Consider the following 23,475-nt stretch of genomic DNA (forward strand, 5'->3'; position numbering starts at 1 on the left):
CGACTCGGACGGCAATGGAGTGTCAACTCCAGTCTAGGCGATTTTGGAGTTGACACTCCATTTTTCTGCTCGCAAGGTATCGGATGTCGACCATGCCGGGCTTGCTGCGACGCCGGCGTATGTGTGAAAGGACTGCAATGACCACCGCTGCCGACGCCAACATCACCACCATCGCCGATCGCGTGGCCAAGCTTCAGGAGGCAATGGCGGGGAAGGTCCCCGACGAGATAGTTGGCGTGTTCAGCGCCGAGCAGACGGAGCTAGGCGAACGGGGAATTCCCGCGGGCATTGCCGAACCCGGAGACTTACTCGGCGATTTCACCCTTCTCGACGTGCATGGGGCGTCTACGACGCTGTCGACCGCTCGGGCCGGCCGCGTCGCCGTCGTCGTGCTCTATCGCGGTGCGTGGTGCCCGTACTGCAATTTGGCGCTGCACGCCTATCAGGAAGACCTGGTTCCGGCGCTGGCCGACAGGGGCGTCGAGCTCGTCGCGATCAGCCCGCAGAAGCCGGACGGATCGCTGTCCATGAAAGAGAAGAACGAGCTCACGTTCACGGTGCTGTCGGATCCGGGCAACACGATCGCCAAGCGGTTGGGCGTGCTGACCGCGCCAACAGACAAGGCCCGGGCCGCCCAGCGCGCCATAGGCATCTCGTTGACCGACGTAAATGCCGATGGCAGCCACGACGTGCCCATGCCGACTGTCGTCATCGTGGACGCCGCGGGGGTGATCCGCTGGATTGACGTGCACCCCAACTACACGACACGCACCGAAGTCGGCGACATCCTCGCCGCCCTCAACGCCCTCCACTGACCGGCCGACAAACGCACAACCTCCGAAACCTAAGGAGCCCTTCGTGTCTCACGATTTCATCGGTCAATCGGTGCTCATTACCGGAAGCACAAGCGGCATTGGCCATGCGGCTGCCCAGCAGTTCGCGTCGCGCGGCGCACACGTGATCGTCAGCGGTCGCGACAAGACACGCGGTGATGCCGTGGTCACCAAGATCCGTGAGAGCGGTGGCCAGGCAGACTTTGTCGCCGCCGAGCTCGGCCAGATCGGCGGCGTCCGCGCACTAGCCGCCGAAACGACCCGGCTGGTCGGCCACGTCGATGTCTTGGTGAACAACGCCGGGCTCTTCCCGATGGGCCCGACCACACAAGTGACCGTCGACGACTTCGATGCGGTGTTCGACGTCAACGTCCGCGCCCCCTATTTCCTTGTCGCGGAGCTTGCGCCGCGGATGGCCGAGCGCGGCCGCGGCGCGATTGTCAACGTCAGCACGATGGTTGCCAACTTTGGCGCTTCCGGAATGTCGCTCTACGGGTCGAGCAAGGCTGCCGTGCAATTACTCACCAAGGCGTGGGCGGCCGAGTTCGGCCCGTCCGGAGTGCGCGTCAACGCAGTAAGCCCCGGCCCTACCGACACTGAGGGCACCGCAGGGATGCAAGACATGCTCAATGAGATGGCCGCGGCGCTGCCCTCGCGGAAGGTCGGCACTCCCGCCGACATCGCGAACGCGATCGTCTTCTTGGCCTCGCCGGCCGCGAACCAAATCCACGGCGCCGTTCTGCCCGTCGACGGGGGCCGTATCGCGGTCTGAAACCGTCGTACCGCGTCGCCGCTCGCACGGGTTACGAATTCGAATTGTTCCGTGTGATTAGCGCAGTGGTTTCCGCGGATACGGGCGCCTCGAGAAATCCCGTGAGCCCATCGACCACGCCGCTGACGAACAGGGCGAAGGGGACGATTGCGTCATCGCGGCGGATCGCCCGCTCGCGTTCGGCGGCGATGTGCACCGCGAGATCTTGGGCGTGCTGAATTCGCATGACACGCACCGGGTCCGGCAGGTGTGATAGCAGGCGCTGCATCCCGGAGGTGAACTCTTCCTGCGACCGCATCGCATCCGATTGGAACAGGACGACGTCGACCTGCCCACTGCGCTGCAGCTGCTCGACAAACGACACATACGAGCTGTCCGGCGACTCCGCGAACTCGAGCAGCGGCAGGACGTGCGCCTCCAGTTGCGCGCGCAGATCGTTGGGATCCGCTCGGGCCCGTAGTAGCGCGCGTCGTTGCGTCAGGTCGCTTATTCGGTAGGCGAAGATCGCCCGCAGCAGGCCGTCTTTGGATCCGAAGTGGTAGCGGATGGCCGAGTTGTTCGAGGACCCCGCCTCCATAGAGATCTGGCGCAACGAGACGCCCGCGAGTCCGTGCTCGGCGAAAAGCCGCTCGGCGGCCAGCACCAGTTGCAACGCGGTGGCCGGCGCGGGTCCTCGCGGTGTGCTCACCACCAGATCATTGCGCATCGGCCGCCGCCGAGTGGTCGAGGGCTTGGGGCAGGCGAGCCCAGAGCGTTGGGGGGTGGAACCTGGGCCGACGCCTCGACGATCTGTTGGCTGAAGTTGCGAACGATACCGGCGCCAGCGGCCATACTGACTCCTGGCGTGATCAAAACAGGAGGCTGCGGTGACGATCTTGGTGCTGGTAGTGACCGCCGTGTTTTTCTTGGGCATGGGCATCTATGCATTGGCGGCTCCGGCGGCGTTGATTCGGGTATTCGGCATCACGCTGTCCAAGCCGGAGTCCCGCGCCGAGGTACGTGCCGTCTACGGCGGCTTCGGCCTCGCGATCGCCGGGGCATTGGCATTCGCGGCCCAGCAATCGGACACCGGGTCGCCTCGAACGGGAATCATGATCGCCGTCGGCCTGGCCCTGGCGGGTATGGCATTCGGCCGGCTGGTTTCCGCAGTCATCGACGGCCGGACTCCCTTCTATCCCAACTGGTTTTACTTTCTCGTAGAGGTGGTGGGCGCCACCGCGCTGCTGCTTACCGCACGGGGATGACTACGGTCGAACGGCCACCGCGGGATCCGAATGCCGTCAGCCGTCGTCACATGCTGCGACTGGTCGGCAACGTCGGATTGGCCGCCACCATTGCCGCCTGCGCACCGCCGAGCGTGGCGGATCCCGCCGCGCCGAATCCTGTTGCCGCACCGCTACTCTGCCGTGACGCCTGGGGTGCCCGCCCGGCGCGGCCTGGTGGACGAGTCCATACGATCACCCGGATGACGCTGCACCACGAAGCTGTGGTGCTCGGCGACAACCGCAATAGTCCCAGCCGGCTGCGCCAGGACCAGCGCTATCACCAGGATCAGCTGGGCTGGATCGACATCGCCTATCACGTTGGGGTGGACCGCAACGGCAACATCTACGCACTGCGCGGCACCGAGTATGCGGGTGACACCGCGACGGACTACAACACCATGGGCCATTTCCTCGTTTTGTGTGAGGGCGACTTCGATCGCGAGGAGGTGTCGGAGGCCCAGCTGCATGGTGCCGCGTTGGCATTCGCCTGGGCCGCACAACGCTTCGTCATCGCGCCCGACACCCTTGCGGGCCATCGGGACCTCGCCAACACGTCGTGCCCGGGGGCGAACCTCTATGCCCATCTGAGCTCCGGTGACTTGAAGCGGCGCATCACCAACCTGCTGGCCGCCGGACCGGTCAACCTGCGGTCGTTCTGTGGACCCGAAGCGGCCGAGCGAGTCGCAGCAATCGAGGCCGGCCACTAGCAGCCGTACTCAGTGCACCCGTTCTATGGCGGTGCAGCGCGTGCCGTCGATGGTCAACAGCACCGCCCCCATCGTCATCGGCCCCGACGCCAACCGGTACGGGGGTAACGCGCCATAGTCCTCACCGCGGATCTCGGCCACCCAATGCTCCGGGTCGATGCCGATGACACCGCCTGTCGCGCCGGTCATTCCGACGTCGGTGACCAGCGCGGTGCCCCCGGGCAGCAGATGCAGCGGCAGCGTCGCCTCGTGGGTGTGGGTACCTAACACCGCGGCGGCAGTGCCGGCAACAGCGTGGGCGAATGCCTGCTTTTCGTTGATGCTCAACCCGTGGAAATCCACGATGACCGCGCCGCTCCGGTCAATCGACTGCCACGCCTGCCACGGGGACGTCAGGTGTTGTCGTCCGGTCAACCATCGGCCGAACAACGGCTCCGGCTCCACCACGGCGGTCCTGCTCATCAGGTTGACCACGGTGAAATCCATTCCCGAGACATTCATTTGGAGCACCCCGGAGCCGGGCAGACCGTCGGGCATGTTGAACGGGCGCAGCACCCTCGGGTGGGCGAGCACCTTCTCCACGTCCGGCATATCTCCGTCCCAGGAATGATTGCCCCCGGTGATGACGTCGACGCCGGACTCCAACAGGCGCTCTGCCGCTTCAGCATTGAGCCCAAAGCCGGTTCGGATACGGGGGCCGCTGCGCTGCGCGTTCTCCGCGTTGACCACGGCAAGGTCGACCTCGCATTGCGAACGCAGCCCGGGCATGCGTTCGCAGACATAATCGAGTGCAGCCGGACCGACGACATCGCCGAGAAAAAGCACGCGGGCCATGTTCCCCCATTCGTCAGCGGGCCCGGTGATCCCGGGCACGGCCCCGGTGTACGCACCACGGGTGGCCAGCTGGCAACGGGGCGGTTACACGACGAGGTGTACCCGGCTACTTGTTCACCGAAAACTGTTGACATGCTAAGTTTTTGAGACCTGCCTCACTTATCCGCATGACGGCCACGCACATTCCCCTGGTGTTAACGCCCACGTCAACGACGTTCGGTATCGCGGTCGCATAGATCCTGAAACTGAGGAGGTATTTGACGGTTCCTCATCATCAGGGAGAAGTCCATGACACGGACCCTGGATGCCAGCACGACGTCCGCCCGGACACCAGTGGATCCGATCGAGGAAGCCCTCGACAACGCGCCGCTGAGCCTGTTTCACCTCAAGGCCGCCGCGACCGCGGGCGCCGGCTTTTTCACTGATGCCTACGACCTCAACGTCATCGGCACCGTCATCCTGCTGGTCAAGCCGGAATTTGGGCTGAACTCCGGACAGGTGGCGCTGCTGACCAGCTCGGCCCTGCTGGCGGTGGCCGTCGGCGCGTTCGTCTTCGGCCGGCTCGGCGATCTGCTCGGCCGGCGCACCGTGTACGGGCTGGAGGCCGCGATCATGGTGGTCGGTGCATTGCTGTCGGCGTTCGCTCCGAACTTCACCTGGTTGCTGGTCGCCCGGTTCATCCTCGGCGTCGGCATCGGCGGCGACTACCCCGCGTCCAGTGTGATCACGACGGAGTACGCCAATCGCTTCAACCGCGGTCGGGTTGTCGGCTTCGCGTTCCTGTTTTTCGCGTTGGGTCAGGTCGCGGCATACCTTGCGGCGCTGCTGATTCTGGCGACGGGAACGCCGCATGAGCTGGCCTGGCGGCTCATTCTGGGCCTCGGTGCGCTGCCGGCGCTGTTGGTGTTGTGGAATCGCCGACACATGCCCGAGTCGCCGCGCTGGACACTGCGAGTCGCCCGGGACCGCGAACGCGCCGAAAGTGACCTGTCGGCGTTCTCGGCGACCACACCGCTCGCCGCCGCCACCGGCAAGGCACGGGTCAAGGTCCGGCTCTCCGAGGTGCTGACCAACCGGCACTTCCTGATCACGCTGATCGGCACCGGCGGCAGTTGGTTCTTCTTCAACATCGCCACCTACGGCAACGCGGTGAGCCAACCGCTGCTGATCAAAAGCATCTCGCCGTCGACGGCGACCATCACCAATGTGGCGATCAATGCCGTGCTGATGATCTGCTTTGGCCTGAGTGGTGCGCTCGTCGGCTTGGCGGTGGTGGATCGATTGCGCCGCACCACCCTGCAGATCTCGGGATTGGCGTTGTGCGCGGGGTCGATGTTGCTGATCACCGTGATTCCGGGATTGACCCATACCGTCATCGCGTTCGCGGCGGTGTTTGGACTGTCGTTATTCGGCACCACCTTCGGCCCGAACTATGCGCTGATCTTGCTCGGTGCGGAGTGCTATCCCACCACCGTGCGCAGCACCGGGCACGGGTTGTCGTCGTGCCTGGGCAAGGTGGGCGGTTTCATCGGCGCTCTGCTCACGCCCTTGGTGCTGAGCGGAATGGGGCTGCGTATCACCACGCTGCTAGCCGGTGTGTGCTTCCTGCTCGCGGGTGCCGCAACGCTGGTGTTGCGCGACCCATCCGGGGTCCCACTGGACGACGCGAGCGCTGGTATGCGCTGGGGGGTGCGAGCAGCGCCCACGGAAGGTCTGGGTGCAGAGCCCTAAGTGGTGGCATAGCCGGAGTTCACGACGACACGCGTCATTCGCTCGCCGCGTTTTCTGGAATCGACCTCTGTGTCAACCGTTCCTGCTATTTGGCTTGGTGCCGCGACCGCCATTCCTGCCACAACAGGGACGGGGTCTGGTACCAGACCGACTTCGATGCACCTACGGCGTCCCGGCTCGTGACCTCCGGCGTCCGCACAATATGCACAACGCGATCTTCATCCATGTATTTGACCCAACGCTCGTCGTAGGACAGCACATAGACCGGTTCTTTCACTTTCGCAGCGACAGTCAACCTCTCCTTCGGAAGCCAAACACCCGAACTGAGCCAAAAAAGTAGTGGCGCAGCCACGAACATGACTGCCCACGCCTGCGCCATTCCAGTGTTTACTTTTTCGGCGGCCGGATGGGAGAAGTGACGCATCAACACCACGCCAACCATGCACGAGACCAGCACGACGAAGCATCCGAGATTGATAAGGATGTATCGCAACGGCATCGCAAAAAAGTCGATGAATCCGACGAGAAGGAGAAGCAACACAAGAGATGGCCATCGACCAGGCTTTCGTGCGGACCCTACCTTGACGATGATGCTGAAAAAGAGCCACCACGTTAGGAGAGAGCTTCCAAGTGGAATGATCGTTGCCAGCACCAACGCCGTAACGTTCAGATTTTGCATTAGCGATTTGAGGGTCTCAGTGTTTCCGCGTGCGAGTGTCATCAGCCGCAAGCAAGCGAAAACGGCTGGAAGTAGACCTAGAAGCCAGATCGAGAATGTCCAGTCTAGGGGCGTTCCGGACTGCCGGCCTGAAACGCTAATCATCTGGCGCCCGAGTTGGGCGGTGGACGCGAAGGGTCGCCAAACCGTTACACGATCCGCTTGGTGTTGCCGCTGCGGTGGATCGGTGTGTGTTGTGGGCGTAGAGTCTTCTGTCATTAGGGCCCGTTGGTGCCTGTCAGAACTGACGACCGGTTTGGTGTTCGGAGAACCGTCAGACTACCTGCAAAAGATATCGGCAGGGTGAATTTGGGCAATTGCATCGCCAATGTTCACGATCCCCATAAACTTCGACGGTTTGATTGGGCTAGTCGCTCAAACCGCGTTCGCGGGGAAGCGGCCCAGGATCGAAATTGGCGCCCTCGCCATTCCATTGGTGTTCAGCGGATGGAGCTGCGCACGATGACCCGGCTGCCGGGCGTCTATTTTTTACTCGCGGGTATCGCGACGAAGATGTTGTCATGGTTGCCGTGTCGCGAGCGCCGCTACGAGCTCGCAACGACGCCGTCGGACCGGAGGTAACTGTCGATCACGCTCTGCGGCAAGGCCTCTGCACTTGGGACAATTCCTGAGACGGCCGGGCTACTGCGAGCGGCTCGCCCGCCGGGTGGTTTTATTCGCCGAGGTCTACGAAGACCGTTGGTGTGCGCCCCTGCGAGTTTCTGTCCATGTCGGTCCTCGAACAGGATGCCGCCCGCGGTCATCGCGACCTTCGATCGGGGTGGCCGGAACTTTCAAAAATTCGCCGCAGGTCTATTGACGATGAGGCACAACGTATTTGGGATGCACAGGCCAATCACGCGGCCGACGACAAGCGCGCTCTTGTGCAGCGCCCTGCACACGTTCTACTCAGGACCACCCTCGACCACCGAGCCACAGCGGCGGTTCCTGGCCGTTGTACATGCTCTTGGGATGCCATCGTTGTCGACGCGACAGCCGGGCGGCGTGGTGCTCGGCGACGTCCTTGAGGTACTCGACGTCATCGCTGGTCCAGGGGTGCTGGCCGGTGCCGTCCAACCACCACCGGGGTTGGCCGTCCTGCTCGTAACGGGTTATCCGGTAGCGCGAGGCGACGTGCCTACCGTTGTCATCAACCTGCCAGTCCAGCAGCCGCGGTTGCAGGGCCTCGCGGGTCGGATGCGTCGACTCCCAGGGATGGGTTATGCGGATCTCGATGAATTCGCCACCCATGAATCAACATTAATAGGAGTGATCGCTGCGCGTCACACTCAACGTCGACGGATTTACGCTCCGCTTTTCGTGGTCAGCCCGCGTTGCCTGGAACCGACGGGCTCGTGGGAGTCGTCGAGGTGGTTGAGGTCGTGGGAGCCGTCGAGGTGGTTGAGGTCGTCGGACTGGTAGACGTCACGGGACTCGTGGGGGTCGTGGAGCTTGTCGACCGCGCCGGACTGGTAGGAGTCGTCGGGGTCGTGGCAGCCGTCGGGCTCGCCGGGCTGGTGGGCGTGGTACTGGCAAGGCCTGGTCCCTCGCCACACCAGTCGGCCACATCTTTCGGGTACTGCTCGAGCGGCGGAGGACAACGCTGCCCCGGCGGGAAATTGGCGCCGGCGTTGAGGAGATCGCATGGGACGTAGACCTGCTTGCCCATAGGGGTGTTGGTCAGGCACTTCGTCGGCGGCGCGCCGTGGGCCGTGACGGGAATGACGGCCGCCGCCGCCACCGCGCCGAGCCCCAACGCAAGGCCGCGATAGGTCATGAGAGCTCCTCGTTCTGCCGCGAAAGTCATCACTGAGTTCACATAGTGACGGCTGAGCAAACACATTCTGCCTTGCATCCAACCGAGCGCTGTCTTGCGTTCGTTCGCGAGGGCATCGACACGTCGAGCACGGCGGGCCGTCCTATCGAACCTGGACTCGAATTGCAACCGAGTGGTGAGGGGCGGGCAGCCACGCGCAAAGCCGCCGGGCACGCGACGAGCGTGTCGGTCGGTTACGTCGCTCGACGGCTCAACGGCACTGGCGCGGCGGATCGGCATGCGGCCGAGGCGACCACCACTGTTGCGCCGGCACTTGGCATTTCGCAAGAGAGCGCCAGGCCCGGGCGAACGAGTCCGGGCCCCGCTCAATCGATCTGGTGCGCGGGATGCATCGCAGCAGCCGTTGCACCCCAGTGGCTTAACCCCTTGACCGCGGACCGATCATCGCTGGCCCGTCGCTCCGGGCTTCATGTCCCCCGGTTTCATGTCCCCCGGTTTCATGTCCCCGGGCTTCATGTCCCCGGGCTTCATGTCCCCGGGCTTCATGTCCCCGGGCTTCATGTCGGCACAGCAATCCTTCGCTTCGTGCGCCGTCGCCGCGTGGGCCATCTGCAGGGGCGCGTGCTCGCTCCAGCCCAAGAAGTAACCGGAGAAGAAAATCGCGCCGACGACAAATAACCCGCCGGCCACGATGCCCACCCAGGCGAGGGCTTGGTTGAGGCGAGACGGGCGGTGGCGCACTGTGCCGGGATCATGTGACGGGTGTGAAGCGTCGGTTGTATCTGCCATAGCTGTACCTCCAATACGGGACCAAACGCCGCCATGCTACCCCACCCTGGGTGGGGTGGGAGTCGAGTAGACTGGCGACGTTCATCTAATGAACAGCGATGCGGTGCTACTGGCGGAAGGGAACCGCGATGTCTGATGAGTTGACGGTTAAAAAGCGATCCGCGCTGAATCGGCTCAAAACGGTGCGTGGCCACCTCGACGGGATCATCCGAATGCTGGAGACCGACGCCTACTGCGTGGATGTCATGAAGCAGATCTCGGCGGTGCAGTCTGCATTAGAGCGAACCAACCGCGTAATGCTGCACAACCACTTGGAGACTTGTTTCTCCGATGCCGTGGTGGGCGGAAAGGGCCAGAAAGCGATAGCCGAATTAGTCGATGCCCTCAAGTTCAGCTCGGCCTTGACTGGCCCCGACACGCACTTGAACGGAACGACTCGCGACGAGGCGATGCAACCCGGCAATGCAGCTTCGCAGTAGTTGGGTCCCCCTCCGCGTCGTGCGCGGGAACAGTCCATCGGCCGCCCGAGGGCGCTGAATCAGCCGAAGTCGCTCTGGCACAACGGATGCATGCGAGCGGCGAGGCGGCCGGCGCCATCGCCTTAGTCAGCGATGCGCGTCAAGGAGCGCGGCAACCGCCTGCTGTGCATCCTTGGTGGACAGCGGGTGCGCTGCGAACATCTCCGCGATCATCATCGCTACCGGTGTGGTCCACAGCAGCATCCCCAACGCGGCGGCGTGTTCGCCATCGGTCGCGGCGTCTAACCGCGCCATCATGTTGGCCAACGCCGTGCCGAGACGTTGCATGAGCCGCCCCTCAAGCGCGCCACGCAATTGCTTGCTGGCGATCAGAATCTCCAACCCCGCCATTGCTTTTGGATTGGCGAACGCTTCCCACGTCGCCCGCACCCATTCTTCGGTGTCCGTAACTTGCGAAGGATCGGCTAACAGATCAAGTGCTGCGCTGAGGCGGTCAACTGCATCTTCGATTACCGCGGTCAACAGGCCATCCCGATCGCCGAAGTGATGTTGGATGACACCCCAACTCAGCCCGGCTCGTTCAATGATGTGCCGGGCGCTGGCCGCAGAGAAGCCTTCCTCGCGAATGCACCGGACCGTCTCGTCGATGAGTAATTCGCGGGTCCGGTCCCCGCGCTCCTGCCGCCCGGTACTTGGACGACGCGGTGCAGTACGTGCCCGTTCCGTCATCTCCGCAATCCGCCCCGCTCAGCGCGTTGCCTCATGCACAGCACCTTAGGTCAAGGCCCTTGTCAGGAAAACATTGCATATGCCATGCTTTGCGCATGCAGCTACCGGCCCAGCGGATGGTAGGGCCATGACAGCGACGATCAACGCCGACGAATACCAGCAGAGGCGCGGGCTCTCGTCACTGCAAAAGTCGTTGTTCGGAGTTCTGGCATTCTTCTTCGCAATCCATATCGTGTTCTGGTTTCTCGAATTTCACGGCGGGGTTTCCCATGTCGTCGCTTCCACCGGATTGGTCGTTGTCGTCGTTGGGTGTTTTCTGACGGCGCTTGCGCTGCCGTGGCTACCGGTGGCGGGCCGTCGCGACTGGACGAAGTCGGAGCGACTGAGCGCGATGGTGATCGTGTGGGTCTTCATCGCGCTAATCCCACGCTTCATCTGGGAGCTGCCTTGGCTATTGCTGTTCGACCAAATCAGGGCTGGGGTGCAGAAAGGTGCGCTGTGGACGTACATGTGGGCGCCCATCCTGCTTGGAGGCGACGCACGCTACTTAAACGGGGACCCGCTCATCGTCGTTCTTGAGTGGATTGCCTTCTTCATCGGCCTCTTCGAGGCTTACGCGATGGTGCAGTTCTTCCGGAATGGCAAGCGGTTCACCAGCACTCAACTCTCATTCATCATGGGCGGGATGATCGTCGAGGTCACGCTGCCCGCGGTCTACTTCGGAGTCGAGATTGCGAACAATCTGCAAAGCATGAGCAGTCCCGTCGAGATGTGGATCAAGTTTGTGGTGCTGAACCTCTTGTGGTGCACCATGCCCTTCGTGACCTACTTCTGGGGCGTTCGACGTATAGCCCGCCAAGACCTTGCAGTGAAGTTTTAGCGTCCCAGCGCCAGACCACTGAACGCGACTACGAGAAGCCGAAACCTGTGCGGGTCAGCAGTCGTCTCTTTCTCCCCGCCTGCGCGGCAATGTGGTGCACTTGACGTCCGGAGGCTGAGCGTGGTCATTCGTCGATGCCGATGGCACGCTCAGGGCAGTTCACGACCGCCATCCGCGCCTTATCTTCCCATTCCGGAGGGATGTGGTCGACGTGGACGAATGCCTTGGCGTCGTCATCAACATCGAAGATTTCGGGGCACGTCATTGCACATCGACTGTGACCTTGGCAAGTGTCACGCTCTATGCGTACACGCATCGTTTCCTCCCCCTGCAGCCGATCTCGATTCGAAGCGTTGAAAGCATTCACTCAACCGATGCCGTTGAGCCGAGTGCCGATTACAGATTCGGTGGCGAGCGTCTCGATCGCGGTTTCGTCCAATCCGAGCAATTCCTTCAAGATGGTCTCGTTGTGCTCTCCGACCGTGGGTGCCGGGGTTCGGCACCATCGATCGACGCTGCGGAACCGAAATGGAATGGTCGGGACCTGGTGCTGACCGACGATCGAGTGATTTACGCGTTCGAAATAGCCACGCGCGACCAGCTGCGGGTGTTGAGGGCTGAACCGCGCGTCGTAAAGCGTGGAAGCAGGAACCCCGGAAGCCGACAACATGGCCGCCGCGTCGGCGCTGTCTTGCCCAGAGGCCCACTGCTCAAGATGTTTGTCGATCAAATCGTGTGCACGCCAGCGCCCTTCGTGCGTGTCGAGCGAGGGATCGTCCGCCCAGCCTGGCTGGCCGAGCACTGATTTCAATGCAGACCATTGCTCGTCGGATGCGATGGAGAGGGCGAGCCACTGTTCGTGCCCGCGACATGAGTACAAGCCCTGAGGCGCCGCGTCCCTACTGCGATTGCCCAGTCGCGACAGGATGGTGCCGTAAGCGGTGTACTCGATGACTTGCTCCGCGGCGGCATTCAGTGCCGCCTCGACCATGGATACCTCGACGAAAGAGCCCCGGCCGGTCTGCTCTCGCCGACTCAGTCCGACAAGCATTGCAAAAGCGGAATGCATGCCTGCCAACGGATCACACGGGCCGCGAGGTATGCGCGGTTGATCGTATTCGTGACCGGTTATCCAGGCCATGCCTGTCATCTGCTCCATCGTTTGCGCGAACCCGACGTTGTCCCGCCACGGTCCGTCCAGACCGAAAGCGGGCATGCGGGTCAGGATCAGCCGCGGGTTCGCAGAACTCAACGCTTCCCAGGTAATGCCGAAATTCTCAAAGACTCGCGGTGAAAAGTTTTCCACGACAACATCGGCATGTTCGACAAGCCGGAAGAATAACTCTCGGCCTCTTGGTGACGACAGATCGAGCGTCAGGCCCTTCTTGTTGGCATTGGTGGCCAAGAACATGGCCGAGCGCTCCCACCAGCTGGGCTGGTCCATGAATGCTCCGGCGGTCATCCGCGCACCGTCTGGATGCTGAACTGACTCCAAGTGAATGACCTCGGCGCCTAACGCCGCCAAGATGTGGGTGGATGAAGGCCCGGCCCACCAAGCCGTAGCGTCGATGATGCGTGTGCCTGTCAGCGGCAGATTCACTGCCGACACGGAATTTCTTGGCGTCCCCGGCTTAGAGAGAGGTGCCATCGCATCGAGCTCACCGAGCCGCGGCGCAACCTTCGGCTCGCTGCCCGGCCGCATGCCATCGATCCGGTAGGGCGGAAGCGGATGAGTGAATGTTCCGTTGGCGCTCGCGGCCCATACGCCCCGCGCGCGGAAGTGGGGATGGTCCAGGACGGTCCGCCCATTGTTGACCTGCGCAACGGGAATCCGAAGCGCGGAAGCCACTTCAACGATCTCTTCAGTAGTGCGCTGGGTAGTCCAGTCCCGCACAATCTTGTTCCACTGCTCCATGCGTTCGTACCGCGTCGGAGCCAGGGCCCAGGTCGCATCCTGCTCGAGGAGGTCGGCACGGCCGATCATCAGCAGGAAGGACTCGAACTGCTGGTGGGTGTTGGTGTTGAATCCAACCCAGCCGTCGGCCGTCGGCTCGATTGACGGCAGTTCAGTCAGTCTCGGTGGTGCCGATGTCGGTGGACTTCCCGCGAGGGCGTAGTACAAGTCGATGAATCCGCTGGCGCTGAGATGACACGCTTCCATCAACGAACAGTCGACGATCTCGCCGCCGCCTCCGTCACGCGCTCTCAGAGACGCTGCCAGCGCTCCGACAGCCGCATAACTACCCAGGACCCATTCGAAGATGCGACCGCCAGCCTGCAAAGGAGGCTGGTCCGGCCGGGCGCGCAGACCCAGGGTTCCGCTTTCGGCCTGCAGCGTGAACTCTGTTGCGGGTCTGCTTCGATATGGACCGGTCAGGCCGAACGGGGACAACGTCACAATCACCAAATCGCTTAATTTATTGAGTAATTCGTCGTGGTCGATCTTGCCGCCGACCCCGCCATCGATCACAATGTCGGCGGTTGCGATCAGATCGGCAACATGCGGTTCACCGTAAGCCCCCACGACTGAGCGCTTACCGGCGTTCAGAAAGGTGAACAAAGCCCCGTCCTCCCCCGCGCGCCTCCGCGACCCCCGGCGACGAAACCGATCACCGGCCGGCGACTCGACCTTGATCACTTCCGCGCCTACATCCGCGAAGAGTTTGCCGCAATAAGGCCCGGCGATCTCGTCGGCGATCTCGATGATCCGCACACCTTCGAGAATGTTCATTCAGATCACTCCGTCGCGGCGCAATTGTAGGAGTTCCGCCTCATCGCAGCCGGCCAGTGTGGTTAGCACTTCATAAGTGTGTGTCCCAACGTCTGGCGGAAGGGGCGCGGCGAACGGACGGCGGGGTCTCGTCTTGACAGGCGTTGCGATGAGCCGCAATGGCGGGCGGTCGTGGCCGCAGGGTTCATACACCATGCCGCGTGCTTTGACGTGCTCGTCGTCAAGTAGGTCGGCGCCCTCGAAGGCTGGCGCACCGGCGATGTCGGTGGCCATGAAGAAATCAATCCACTCACTACGAGTGCGGCCCTTGAAGATCGCGGTGAGTTCACGGCGCAGGCGTTCGTCGGCTTGCGGATCATCGCCGAGCCGGGCCTGTCCGGGCTCATAGAGATCCGCTCGGTTCACGGCTTCGCAGAATCTGCGCCAGAACTTGTCTTCCAACGCGTTGAACACCACGTAGTTGCCGTCGCTGGTCTCGTAGTACTGATACCGCAGGGAAGCCTGCATGCCGTCTGAATAGCCGAACAGGCCGTTGGCCAGCGCCGTCAGCTTCTGGAAGTTCCACGCGATGGCGGCGTCGACTTGAGAGACCTCGACGTACTGCGATTGCCCGTCGCGGCGCGCGCTGTGTAGGGCAGCGAGAACTGCCATCGCGGCATAGAGGGGGCCGGCCAGTACACCCGTGGTGCCGGTCGCTCCGGCGGCCAGGCGCGGTGTTCCGTCGGGTTGAATTACTGGCGGGTTCAAGCCTGCGAAGCAGTCAAACGAGAGCCCATGCGTGGGGAGCTTGGCGTACGGGCCATAACCGCCCATCCCGTTGAGACTGCAATAGACGATCGTCGGGTTGAGTTCGACGACGTCGTCATAGCCAAGCCCGAGTCGCTCAGCAGCGCCTGCCCGCAGGCCGTCGATCATTACGTTGGCTTGCGCCGCAAGGCGGCGAAAGATTGCAGCCCCCTTGTCTGATTTCAGGTTCAGCGTGACGCTCTTCTTTCCGCGGTTCCATTGGAGGTTTTGTACGTTATCGGGCGGAAAGAGTTCGCCGCGGAATCCGCCGCCCCCCGGTTGTTCGATCTTGATTACCTCGGCGCCCAGATCGGCGAGGTGTCCGCCGAGCGCGTCGGGGGAGAACAGGGATAGCTCGAGCACTCGAACATCGTGAAGCACGGCAGTCACCCCTCAGATTCCCGATGCCCGTGTGAACTGAACCCTCACATCCACGAGATCGACTTGATCTCGGTGAATTCCTCAAAGCCCCAGCGGCCCTGCTCGCGCCCAAGACCGCTGTGCTTGAAACCGCCGAATGGGCCTCCGCCGTTGAACATTCCACGCGCGGGCACCGACCAGCCCGGGCCCTCGCCGTTGCCCGGGTTGGGAGCGTCGTCTAGCGGCCCACCGCCGCAGCATTGAACGATGATTGTGCCGGTACGGATTTGGCGTGCCACGTTGAAGCCGCGTGCGGCGTTGCGGGTCATGACGAGCCCTGCGAGTCCGAAGTCGGAGTCGTTGGCGATGCGCACCGCCTCCTCTTGATTCTGGTAAGTCTGCACTGTGAGAACCGGGCCGAAGACTTCTTCTCGGCAGATCCGCATGTCGTTGTGACAGTTGACGAAAGCTGTCGGCTCGTAAAAGAATCCTCTGCTCAGATGTGCGGGCCGCCGGCCGCCGGCCACCAGCGTGGCCCCTTCGTCGAGTGCCGACTGCACGTAGCTCTCGACTCGCTGCCGCTGCTGTTCACGGATCAGGGGACCCACCACGGTGGCCGGGTCGCGCGGATCACCGATGGTGAGGCTCGGGGCCATGGCCTTAACGCCGTCGATATAGCTATCGAGTAGGTGCTCCGGCACCAGCAGGCGCGACGCCGCGACGCACGCTTGTCCCGAATGCATGAGCACTTGTCCGAAACCGATACCGGCTACGTCGGATTCGGTCACGTCGTCAAGGACGATGTGAGCGCTCTTGCCGCCCAGTTCCAGCTGGGCCCGCTTCATCGTCCGCGCCGATACCTCCCTGATGCGCTTGCCGGTTTCCGTCGAGCCGGTGAAGGCGATCATGTCCACAAGGGGATTCGTCGAAAACTCCTCCCCGACTTCACCGCCACCCACGACGACGTTGAAGACACCCGCCGGTATGCCGGCTTCCTCGCCGATGCGGGCGAGTTCGAGTGCATTCATCGGCGTCCACGGATGTGGTTTCAAGACGACGGTGCAACCGACGGCAAGCGCCGGCAAGCACTTTTGCAGGTTGATCGAGAACGGGAAGTTGAACGGTGTGATCACGCCGACCACTCCGACGGGTTCTCGCACGACGACGGTGCCGCCGAGCCCGGTCGGTGAGACTTTCGGCCCTCCCGGAGTCTCGACCCAAGTGACGTCGTGCTCCACGAAATCGCTGTAGTAGTGCGATGCTTCGATCGCTCCGCCCACCTGCAGAAAGTCGGTAAGGAAGGCGACGGAACCGATCTCGGCGACAACGAGCTCGCGAAGCTCGTCATGGCGCGACTCCATGATTTCGCTGAAGCGCTTCAGTATCCTCGCGCGCTCACGCACCGACATCCACGGCCAAGGGCCTTCGTCGAAGGCCCGGCGCGCAGCTTCGATAGCCATAACCGCTTGCTTGGCGCCGCCGTCAAGCACGCGGCCGACCACTTCCTCAGTGGCGGGGTCGATTACATCGATCGGTGCCCCGGCGTTGTCACTGGTCCATCGACCATCGATGAAATTCTCGTACTGCCGGATTGCCACGCTGTTGCCCTTCGGTCGCTAGTTCGCGATCGGGTACGGAGCGGGCTCGAAGTTGAAGACGCGGCGGGCATTGCCTTGCAGCACCTTGTACTTGTCCGCGTCCGATCGACCCTCGAGGCTTTTGAGCACGGCCTCCAGCGAGCGCGGCCACAGGCTGTCGGTATGCGGGTAATCTGTTTCGATCATCACGTTTTCGACGCCGATGTAATCGAGGTTGGCAGCACCGAATTCGTCCTCAATGAAGCAGCCGTAGATGTGATCGCGGAACAACTGCCGAGGCGACTCCGGGAAGATCGCCGGGTCCGTCGCGATTGCGCTCATGCGCATGGTTGCCGGATCCACTGTCCAGTTATTGGCTCGTAGGTAGCGATATTCGGCGGCGACGTGCTCAGCGCGCTCGAGCAGGTATGGAATCCACCCAATGCCACCCTCGGCGAGAACGATCTTGAGGTCGGGGAACTTCTGTAGCTTTCCCGAGAACAGCCAGTCTGTTGTCGAGTGGGCGAGGTTGAGGCCGATGTTGACCGACTGCACTCCGAATGGCGCGTCCGGTGATGTGTTCGGGCTGACCGACGACGACCCGATGTGCGTGCACAGCGGCATCTTCGTTTCGTTCGCCGCCGCGAAGAATCCGTCCCACTCCCCCGAGTGGATCGACGGGAAGCCAAGCGCGTGAACATTTTCCGAAAAAGCGATCGCCTTCGCACCCTTGCCTGCGCACCGAAGCACTTCGGCGACTGCCAGTGCGGCGTCCCACAGCGGCACGATGATCATCGGAATGTAGCGACCCGGCGCCGCCCCGCACCACTCGTCGATGATGTAGTCGTTGTATGCCGTGAGGCACTTCAGACCAAGTTCGCGGTCCTGAACCTGCGAAAATACCTGTCCGCAAAAGCGGGGAAAGAACGGGAAGTTCAACCCGGCGATGACGTGATCCTGGTCCATGTCTGGGATTCGGGCCTTGGGGTCGTAGTAAACCTTCGGGAGTTCGTCGTAATTGACGGGCAGCGGGGAGTAGTCGTCGGGCTGCTGATGGGCGGCCACCAGGATGCCCATGACGGTGGCGCGGTGTTTCTCGTAGACCCAGGTATCGACACCGTCGATGCGTTCCACGTGCGGCACGCGATCTCGGTCGGCAGCAGATGCGCGGTCAACCCAGACGTTCGGCGGCTCGATGATGTGGTCGTCAACGGAGATGAGCCACTGCAGATCTTGTTCCACGGATACTCCCTAGGGCCGTTGTGCGGTCGGTCGACAGGCCGCGCGTCGGGGTAACGGGCCACCGCGTGCAAATCCGCTGTTAGTACCAACCTCTTCGGACACTAAGAGCGACCCCCAGCCTTGTCAAGTAACACTTGATAACTGCACGGCCGAGCTTATCGAGTGCCACTTGACTACCCTTTTCATGCCATCTATCGTGCGAAAACACGGCTCTCGACGCATCACTGGGCCGACGCCCAACCGCTGCAAGAAGCCCGCGTATCGATGCCACGACATCGACGTTGTGGTCAACAAGAGAAGGACTACGCCCCAGTGCCCAAGTCGCTCGAGAACCATGCCGAGAACTTCGATCTTCGCCACGAGGATTTCAAAGATCCGGACTACTTGTACGAGCTCTATTCACACATGCGCGACAAGGCAGCCATCGCGCACACCGACTTCCCGTTTCTGAGCACGCGGGAAGACGGTGCCTGGATGGCGATGACGTACGACGAGTGCTACGAAATCCTCAGGGACTGGGAGACCTTTTCCAGCACGCCTCCGCCCGGCGACGCTATGCAGCTATCGGGTGACGTCGTCATCCTCTTGGACCCGCCGCGCCAGCAAGCACTCCGCAAAGTGCTCAATCCATACTTCTCCCCAGGCCGCATGAAGCAGTTGCAGCCCCAGATCCGCGCCGAAACCGACGCATTGATCGATGAGTTCATCGAGGACGGTCATGGGGATTTGGCAGTGGTCGCCTGGCAGCAGCCTGGCATCGTGTTCTTCAAGTACCTCCTTGGCATGCCGGTCGACGACGTTCCGCTGTGCATTGAACTCACGGATAGAGCGCTGAACGGAGAAAACGAAGAGATTCGCCTGACGGCTTGGGGCGGCCTCTACCAACACATCACCAACGCCGTCACGACCCGGATGCAAGGCGAACCCCGAGACGACATGATTGACGTCCTGCTATCGGCTGAGATCGACGGCGTCAAACTACAATTCGACGACGTTGTCTCGAACGCAATGCTTTTGGTGCAGGCGGGCCTAGAGACGACGGCAAGCGCGATGTCGTGCGCATTCCACTACTTGGGCAGTCGCCCCGACGAACGGGACCGGCTGATCCGCGAACCTGAGCTCATGTCGACTGCCGTCGAGGAACTAATCCGCTTCGCCGGATCGATTCATGGCATTCCGCGAACGGTTACCAAGGAGGTCGAAATCGGAGGGCAGAGCCTGTGCCCAGGTCAACAGGTCATCGTCAACTACGCATCCGCCAATCGCGACGACCGTGAGTTTCCCGATGCGCACAGATGCATCCTCGACCGAGAAACGAACCGTCATCTCGGATTTGGCGCAGGTGTTCACCGTTGCCTCGGATCGAACCTCGCACGGCTGGAGTTTCGCATCGGCGTCGAGCAGACGCTGGCCCGTATGCCCGACTACACCGTAGCGACCGATGCTGAGTCGATCTTCCATGGGAATTCAGTGACGCGAGGCTTCCGCAAGATTCCAGTGGTGTTTACCCCCGGGCCACGAGTAGGGCTGGGCTGACGCGTTCAGTTTGCGGAGTCAGTGTTCGTGAATAATTACGCCGCGAATGTTTCGACCGGCGAGCATGTCGTCGTAGGCGTCGTTGATGTCGGCGAGCTTGTATTCGGTGGTCACCGTTTCATCCAATAGAAGCTTGCCCTCACGGTAGAGGCTGAGCAGTCGGGGAATGTCGGAGCGCGGGTTGGCTTCACCGTAAAGGCTTCCCAGCAATCGCTTTTGAAACAACGTGACCATCGCGACCATTGACATGGGCAGGGTCGTCGTCATGTCGAGCATCGACCCCAGCGCGGTGACCACGACGGCGCCGTTCTTGCTGACGATGTTCAGTGCGTCGACGATCATCGGAGCTTCCACGAGCCCCACCGTCACGATGGCGGCGTCGGCCATCACGCCGCGGGTCAGCTCTGCGACTAAGGCGGTTGCCTCGGGCATCGATGTCACGAAGTGAGAAGCGCCGAACTGAGAAACCATGTCGCGCTTGGCCTCCGCGATGTCCACGGCGATGATCTTCTCGGCTCCGGCCAATCGCGCGCCTTGGATCGCGCCACTGCCGATACCACCGCATCCGACCACCACAACGGTGTCGCCCGGTTTGACTCGGGCGGTGTTCACGGCCGAGCCCCAGCCGGTCGTCACGCCACAGCCGACAAGGCAGGCTCGACTCAGCGGGAGGTCCTCGTCGATCTTGACCAAGGACGCCTCCGGCACTGTGCCGTATTGCGCAAAGGCGCCGAGCCAGGCCAGCGCGCCGATATCGCGGCCCTTGGCGTGACGCCGGAAGCCGCCGTCCAGTTGCTCACCGGTCGCCATCTGGGCCCCGAGATCGCACAGATTCTGGCGGCCGGTTGAACACCAACGGCATCGCCCACACGCCGGCAAAAACAAGCCCACCACATGATCGCCGGGCTTCAGGTTGCGCACACCTGGTCCGACCTCTTGGACGATGCCGGCGCCCTCATGCCCGCCGACCAGTGGCAGTGCGAGAGGAAGGTCGCCCTCGCGAACGTGATGATCGGAGTGACACAGCCCCGTCGCTTCGAAGGAGATGAGCACTTCGCCCTCTTTGGGGCCGTCGAGCTCCACCTCTTCGACACTCCACTCCTGGTGAACATCCCATAAGACCGCGGCATTCATCTTCATCGTGGACGCATTTAACGGCGTTGCGCGCACTATTGTCAAGTGTCACTTGATAGCCCACGCGCCAACCGCCCTGGGAAGACTAATGGGGCAATGATGGGGCAATGATGAAGTGCGCCGGCGCGCTACGGTGTCCCCATGACCGGTAGTGCGAAGCGAGTCCGAGACAAGGACGGCAAGCAGCGCGCCCTACTGGAGGCGGCCACTGAAGTGTTCGCCGAACAAGGATTTGATGCGGCGGTGACGAAAGAGATAGCCCGGCGCGCTGGCTGTTCAGAAGCGATGCTTTTTCACTATTTCGGTGACAAGCAGGGCATCTTCGAGCAGGTCGTATCACGTCAGATAGCCCAGGGAGTTACCGAAGCCGAGGACAAAGTCATGGAGTCTTTGCCCGACAGGTTCGTCGATTTCGTGAGGCAACTCTTCCTTGCGCGGCTGTTAGTCAAACCGCGCGGTGACACCGTGCCAGGTTGGGACATAGCCGGGCGCGCGCTGTCCGACCCCGCCTTCTCCCTGCGGATCATGCGTCCGAATCACCAGCGACGTGTGCAGGTGATCGCCGACGGCATCGCGCATTATCAAGACCTCGGCCAAGTCACGCCCCACGTAGATCCCGTTACGGTGGCCGAGCTGCTCGCCAATTTCACCATCTTCACCACGACCGTCGGCCCGCGCTGGTTCGGTACAACCGAGGCTGAGATTCGTGCTCAGATCGACCTTGGGGCTCGAATCTTCGCCGAGGGAGTCCGCGGCTCCGCAGCAAGCGGGCCCTCCCGTCGCGCTGGCCGCTCGCGGCGCCGCCCTCACATCACGGCGCCCTGACATTTGAATGGCAATCGCCGGCCTCTCAAGCTGTTTCATCGCCTAAGGGCCCGGCATAAGCCTTGGCCTGGTCTTCTACGGGTCTGCCGCAAATTGGGCCCAGTCGGCGACCGACCTCCACTACTCATCCACCTTCGTCCGCGGAGGATGGACTGAGCCTGCACGGCACACATCGCATCTTGTTTGGTGGAGCTGCCGGGAATCGAAACCGATGCCCCACCTGGGCTTTTGCGGACTGAGCTGCAAATTCGCTACTTCTCGTTCCCGTTCGGTCCCGCCGGTTACCTGCGGTTTCGCATTCAAGTCTTGACGGCGTCAAGACCAGCGGAGCTACCCAGGCCCCTGCCGCCACGGCGGTCAAAGCTGTGGTGTCGTCTCAGGCACGCCCTATGTAGGCCGCGACGACTCCCTCGATCGCGCCGCGCCCATATCGCCAACGTTGGCGTCGGGTTTGGCTCTAGAGAAAAATATTCAAGCATGCTTCTAAAGTGCTGCAACGTTGCCTTGTAGGGCGAAATCGCCCCGGAGGGGAGCTGGCAAGTAATGGCATATCCGTCAGTGACCTCGCCATCACCTCTACTCGGGGTTGATGCAGTGACGCATAACGTTTCCGAGAACGGGGGCAGCGGACGGGCGACCCCGCGAAGCTGCGCAGCATGCGTGGGCGAAACCCGCGTACAAGTCATGGCGGCGAACACCTGGCAGGGCCGCGCGCGCTTGGCCCGCGATGAAGGCTACGTAGACGGTGTCTCAGCGCAGAGTGTCCGGGCATAACTCGTGCTGTGCCGCATCCGTAACGGCAGGTCCCAGCGGTGATCCCGCCGTGGCAGCTGCTTGCGTGGGCGTCATGCCGCCCTGGATGAACGTGCACATCCGGTGTCCGCCGAGCAGCAGAACCAGGGGTGAGATGCTTCCGGTCACCTCGTTATGGCGCTGGGCGAGGTAGTCCAGGTAACTCTGGTCGTCGGCGCGCGCCTCCGGTGGCATGCCGAGCGCGACACCGGCTGCAACTGATGCAGCTATTGCTAGCAGCGTTCTCATAATTTCCCCTCACCGGCCAGACACGGCATTGGCTAACGGTCGCAAGCGATTCCGTCGCCATCGCGGTCGAGCGCGGGGTTGTAGGCGAGGTCGCCTTGCAGGATGTTGGACCGGCCGTCCGCATGGGCTTCGTCGCAATTGGCGTACGGCGGGCCTCTAGAAGCGGACGTTTCAGCGAACGTTGTCGGCCGTTCCCCCGGTCCGTCCTGAGGCATATGCCGCGATTCATCATCGCCAAACACCACCAAAAGAACGGCAACAATGACGACGGTTGCAGCCACGAGAAACCGAGTTGCCGCCTCTCGACGAATCGCCATACTCTGCGCCCCTTCCTGTGGACGGGAGCTTACGACGATGCTCTGTGCCAACGGGGCAAAGTTGGCAATAGAACATCAACTATCTGAACGTTAACTACTCTTCCACCAGAGGTTCAATGGTCATTTGCCCGTCGAACCTCCTTTCGCAATCCGCCGACGTCTCCCCATTGCGTACTCGGCGGCGATCTTCAAGGGCGGAAGACGGCCGTGATCGATCAAATGCAAGGTGGCATTACGCTGCCCTTGCTCAGCCCAGATTTCAGCGACGTGCGGACAAGGTGAGCAGCTTCCACGGACGAGTTGCTGTTTGTAATCGAAACAGGCGCACGTGACGGGCCACTGTTTGTATCGAGTCGCATACCCGCACTGTGGGCAGGGCGAGCGAAGGTGGGGATCAACATTGCCCCTCACG

The 23,475-nt window shown here is 62.3% G+C and carries 23 protein-coding genes and 2 pseudogenes; 9 read left to right on the forward strand and 16 right to left on the reverse strand.

Translation table 11 applies throughout. From position 1 onward, the window contains the following. Positions 1–137 precede the first annotated feature (137 nt). Positions 138–815, forward strand: coding sequence for a peroxiredoxin-like family protein (locus G6N33_RS05045; protein ID WP_044510375.1), 678 nt, complete (start codon positions 138–140; stop codon positions 813–815). Positions 816–858: 43 nt separating this feature from the next. Next, on the forward strand, positions 859–1,605 hold the full coding sequence (locus tag G6N33_RS05050; RefSeq protein ID WP_081662209.1) for an SDR family NAD(P)-dependent oxidoreductase: 747 nt from the start codon (positions 859–861) through the stop codon (positions 1,603–1,605). A gap of 31 nt (positions 1,606–1,636) precedes the next feature. Here the strand turns inward: G6N33_RS05050 and G6N33_RS05055 are convergent, their stop codons facing one another. Then, positions 1,637–2,293 (reverse strand): TetR/AcrR family transcriptional regulator, encoded by a 657-nt coding sequence (locus G6N33_RS05055; RefSeq protein ID WP_049919411.1) that lies wholly within the window; start codon positions 2,291–2,293, stop codon positions 1,637–1,639. A 178-nt stretch (positions 2,294–2,471) separates the two neighbouring features. Between G6N33_RS05055 and G6N33_RS05060 the strand changes: the two genes are divergently transcribed. Together G6N33_RS05060 and G6N33_RS05065 are read left to right on the forward strand one after the other, a co-directional pair. Then, positions 2,472–2,849: a DUF4345 domain-containing protein gene (locus G6N33_RS05060; RefSeq protein ID WP_179962664.1), complete on the forward strand. Its 378-nt coding sequence runs from the start codon at positions 2,472–2,474 to the stop codon at positions 2,847–2,849. After that, entirely contained in the window at positions 2,846–3,577 is a 732-nt protein-coding gene (locus G6N33_RS05065) for an N-acetylmuramoyl-L-alanine amidase (RefSeq protein WP_232069464.1), read from the forward strand. The genes G6N33_RS05060 and G6N33_RS05065 overlap by 4 nt, the downstream gene beginning before the upstream one ends. Positions 3,578–3,586: 9 nt before the next feature. On the opposite strand, the gene G6N33_RS05070 is transcribed toward G6N33_RS05065, so the two are convergent. Then, the gene (locus G6N33_RS05070; protein ID WP_049919208.1) at positions 3,587–4,450 is read right to left on the reverse strand and encodes a YmdB family metallophosphoesterase; all 864 of its coding nucleotides are present in this window, start codon (positions 4,448–4,450) and stop codon (positions 3,587–3,589) included. A 249-nt stretch (positions 4,451–4,699) separates the two neighbouring features. On the opposite strand from G6N33_RS05070, the gene G6N33_RS05075 reads away from it, so the two are divergent. Continuing rightward, the gene (locus G6N33_RS05075) at positions 4,700–6,142 is read left to right on the forward strand and encodes an MFS transporter (protein ID WP_044510372.1); all 1,443 of its coding nucleotides are present in this window, start codon (positions 4,700–4,702) and stop codon (positions 6,140–6,142) included. 85 nt (positions 6,143–6,227) lie between these two features. Here the strand turns inward: G6N33_RS05075 and G6N33_RS05080 are convergent, their stop codons facing one another. The 4 genes from G6N33_RS05080 to G6N33_RS27225 all read right to left on the reverse strand — a co-directional run bounded on the left by G6N33_RS05080 (position 6,228) and on the right by G6N33_RS27225 (position 9,426). Beyond that, positions 6,228–6,863, reverse strand: coding sequence for a hypothetical protein (locus tag G6N33_RS05080; protein ID WP_142278763.1), 636 nt, complete (start codon positions 6,861–6,863; stop codon positions 6,228–6,230). A gap of 906 nt (positions 6,864–7,769) precedes the next feature. Further along, on the reverse strand, positions 7,770–8,111 hold the full coding sequence (locus G6N33_RS05085) for a hypothetical protein (RefSeq protein ID WP_044510369.1): 342 nt from the start codon (positions 8,109–8,111) through the stop codon (positions 7,770–7,772). A 53-nt stretch (positions 8,112–8,164) separates the two neighbouring features. Continuing rightward, on the reverse strand, positions 8,165–8,416 hold the full coding sequence (locus tag G6N33_RS05090; RefSeq protein WP_044510368.1) for a hypothetical protein: 252 nt from the start codon (positions 8,414–8,416) through the stop codon (positions 8,165–8,167). Between the two features lie 662 nt (positions 8,417–9,078). Beyond that, entirely contained in the window at positions 9,079–9,426 is a 348-nt protein-coding gene (locus G6N33_RS27225) for a hypothetical protein (protein ID WP_197912994.1), read from the reverse strand. Positions 9,427–9,554: 128 nt separating this feature from the next. On the opposite strand from G6N33_RS27225, the gene G6N33_RS05100 reads away from it, so the two are divergent. After that, positions 9,555–9,905, forward strand: coding sequence for a metal-sensitive transcriptional regulator (locus G6N33_RS05100; RefSeq protein ID WP_044512986.1), 351 nt, complete (start codon positions 9,555–9,557; stop codon positions 9,903–9,905). 126 nt (positions 9,906–10,031) lie between these two features. Here the strand turns inward: G6N33_RS05100 and G6N33_RS05105 are convergent, their stop codons facing one another. Together G6N33_RS05105 and G6N33_RS27365 are read right to left on the reverse strand one after the other, a co-directional pair. Beyond that, a complete protein-coding gene (locus G6N33_RS05105) occupies positions 10,032–10,427 on the reverse strand; it encodes a hypothetical protein (protein WP_231382732.1) in 396 nt (131 codons plus the stop codon). A 48-nt stretch (positions 10,428–10,475) separates the two neighbouring features. Further along, positions 10,476–10,634: pseudogene (locus tag G6N33_RS27365) on the reverse strand (TetR/AcrR family transcriptional regulator); the annotation flags it as partial. Between the two features lie 127 nt (positions 10,635–10,761). Between G6N33_RS27365 and G6N33_RS05110 the strand changes: the two are divergent. Then, positions 10,762–11,514 (forward strand): membrane protein, encoded by a 753-nt coding sequence (locus G6N33_RS05110; protein ID WP_044510362.1) that lies wholly within the window; start codon positions 10,762–10,764, stop codon positions 11,512–11,514. 124 nt (positions 11,515–11,638) lie between these two features. Here G6N33_RS05110 and G6N33_RS05115 read toward each other — a convergent pair whose 3' ends face one another. The 5 genes from G6N33_RS05115 to G6N33_RS05135 form a co-directional block, all read right to left on the reverse strand. Further along, positions 11,639–11,779, reverse strand: coding sequence for a ferredoxin (locus tag G6N33_RS05115; RefSeq protein ID WP_231382580.1), 141 nt, complete (start codon positions 11,777–11,779; stop codon positions 11,639–11,641). Between the two features lie 102 nt (positions 11,780–11,881). Continuing rightward, positions 11,882–14,245, reverse strand: a complete 2,364-nt coding sequence (locus G6N33_RS05120; protein ID WP_044510360.1) for a CaiB/BaiF CoA transferase family protein — start codon at positions 14,243–14,245, stop codon at positions 11,882–11,884. Beyond that, positions 14,246–15,394, reverse strand: coding sequence for a CaiB/BaiF CoA transferase family protein (locus G6N33_RS05125; protein ID WP_231382579.1), 1,149 nt, complete (start codon positions 15,392–15,394; stop codon positions 14,246–14,248). Positions 15,395–15,456: 62 nt separating this feature from the next. Continuing rightward, positions 15,457–16,989 carry an aldehyde dehydrogenase family protein gene (locus G6N33_RS05130; protein WP_044510357.1) on the reverse strand — a complete coding sequence of 511 codons (1,533 nt, stop codon included), beginning with the start codon at positions 16,987–16,989 and terminating at the stop codon, positions 15,457–15,459. A gap of 18 nt (positions 16,990–17,007) precedes the next feature. Next, positions 17,008–18,210, reverse strand: a complete 1,203-nt coding sequence (locus tag G6N33_RS05135) for an amidohydrolase family protein (RefSeq protein ID WP_044510355.1) — start codon at positions 18,208–18,210, stop codon at positions 17,008–17,010. 264 nt (positions 18,211–18,474) lie between these two features. On the opposite strand from G6N33_RS05135, the gene G6N33_RS05140 reads away from it, so the two are divergent. Next, positions 18,475–19,746: a cytochrome P450 gene (locus G6N33_RS05140; protein ID WP_044512983.1), complete on the forward strand. Its 1,272-nt coding sequence runs from the start codon at positions 18,475–18,477 to the stop codon at positions 19,744–19,746. Positions 19,747–19,764: 18 nt separating this feature from the next. Here the strand turns inward: G6N33_RS05140 and G6N33_RS05145 are convergent, their stop codons facing one another. Continuing rightward, a complete protein-coding gene (locus tag G6N33_RS05145) occupies positions 19,765–20,886 on the reverse strand; it encodes an NDMA-dependent alcohol dehydrogenase (RefSeq protein ID WP_044510353.1) in 1,122 nt (373 codons plus the stop codon). A gap of 135 nt (positions 20,887–21,021) precedes the next feature. Between G6N33_RS05145 and G6N33_RS05150 the strand changes: the two genes are divergently transcribed. Beyond that, positions 21,022–21,705, forward strand: a complete 684-nt coding sequence (locus G6N33_RS05150; RefSeq protein ID WP_044510351.1) for a TetR/AcrR family transcriptional regulator — start codon at positions 21,022–21,024, stop codon at positions 21,703–21,705. Positions 21,706–22,455: 750 nt separating this feature from the next. Here G6N33_RS05150 and G6N33_RS05155 read toward each other — a convergent pair. Then, a complete protein-coding gene (locus G6N33_RS05155) occupies positions 22,456–22,746 on the reverse strand; it encodes a DUF732 domain-containing protein (protein ID WP_155945947.1) in 291 nt (96 codons plus the stop codon). A 32-nt stretch (positions 22,747–22,778) separates the two neighbouring features. Beyond that, positions 22,779–22,898, reverse strand: a pseudogene (locus tag G6N33_RS05160) (excalibur calcium-binding domain-containing protein); the annotation flags it as partial. Between the last annotated feature and the right edge of the window lie 577 nt (positions 22,899–23,475).

It is taken from the genome of Mycobacterium simiae (assembly GCF_010727605.1).
Classification (GTDB): domain Bacteria; phylum Actinomycetota; class Actinomycetes; order Mycobacteriales; family Mycobacteriaceae; genus Mycobacterium; species Mycobacterium simiae.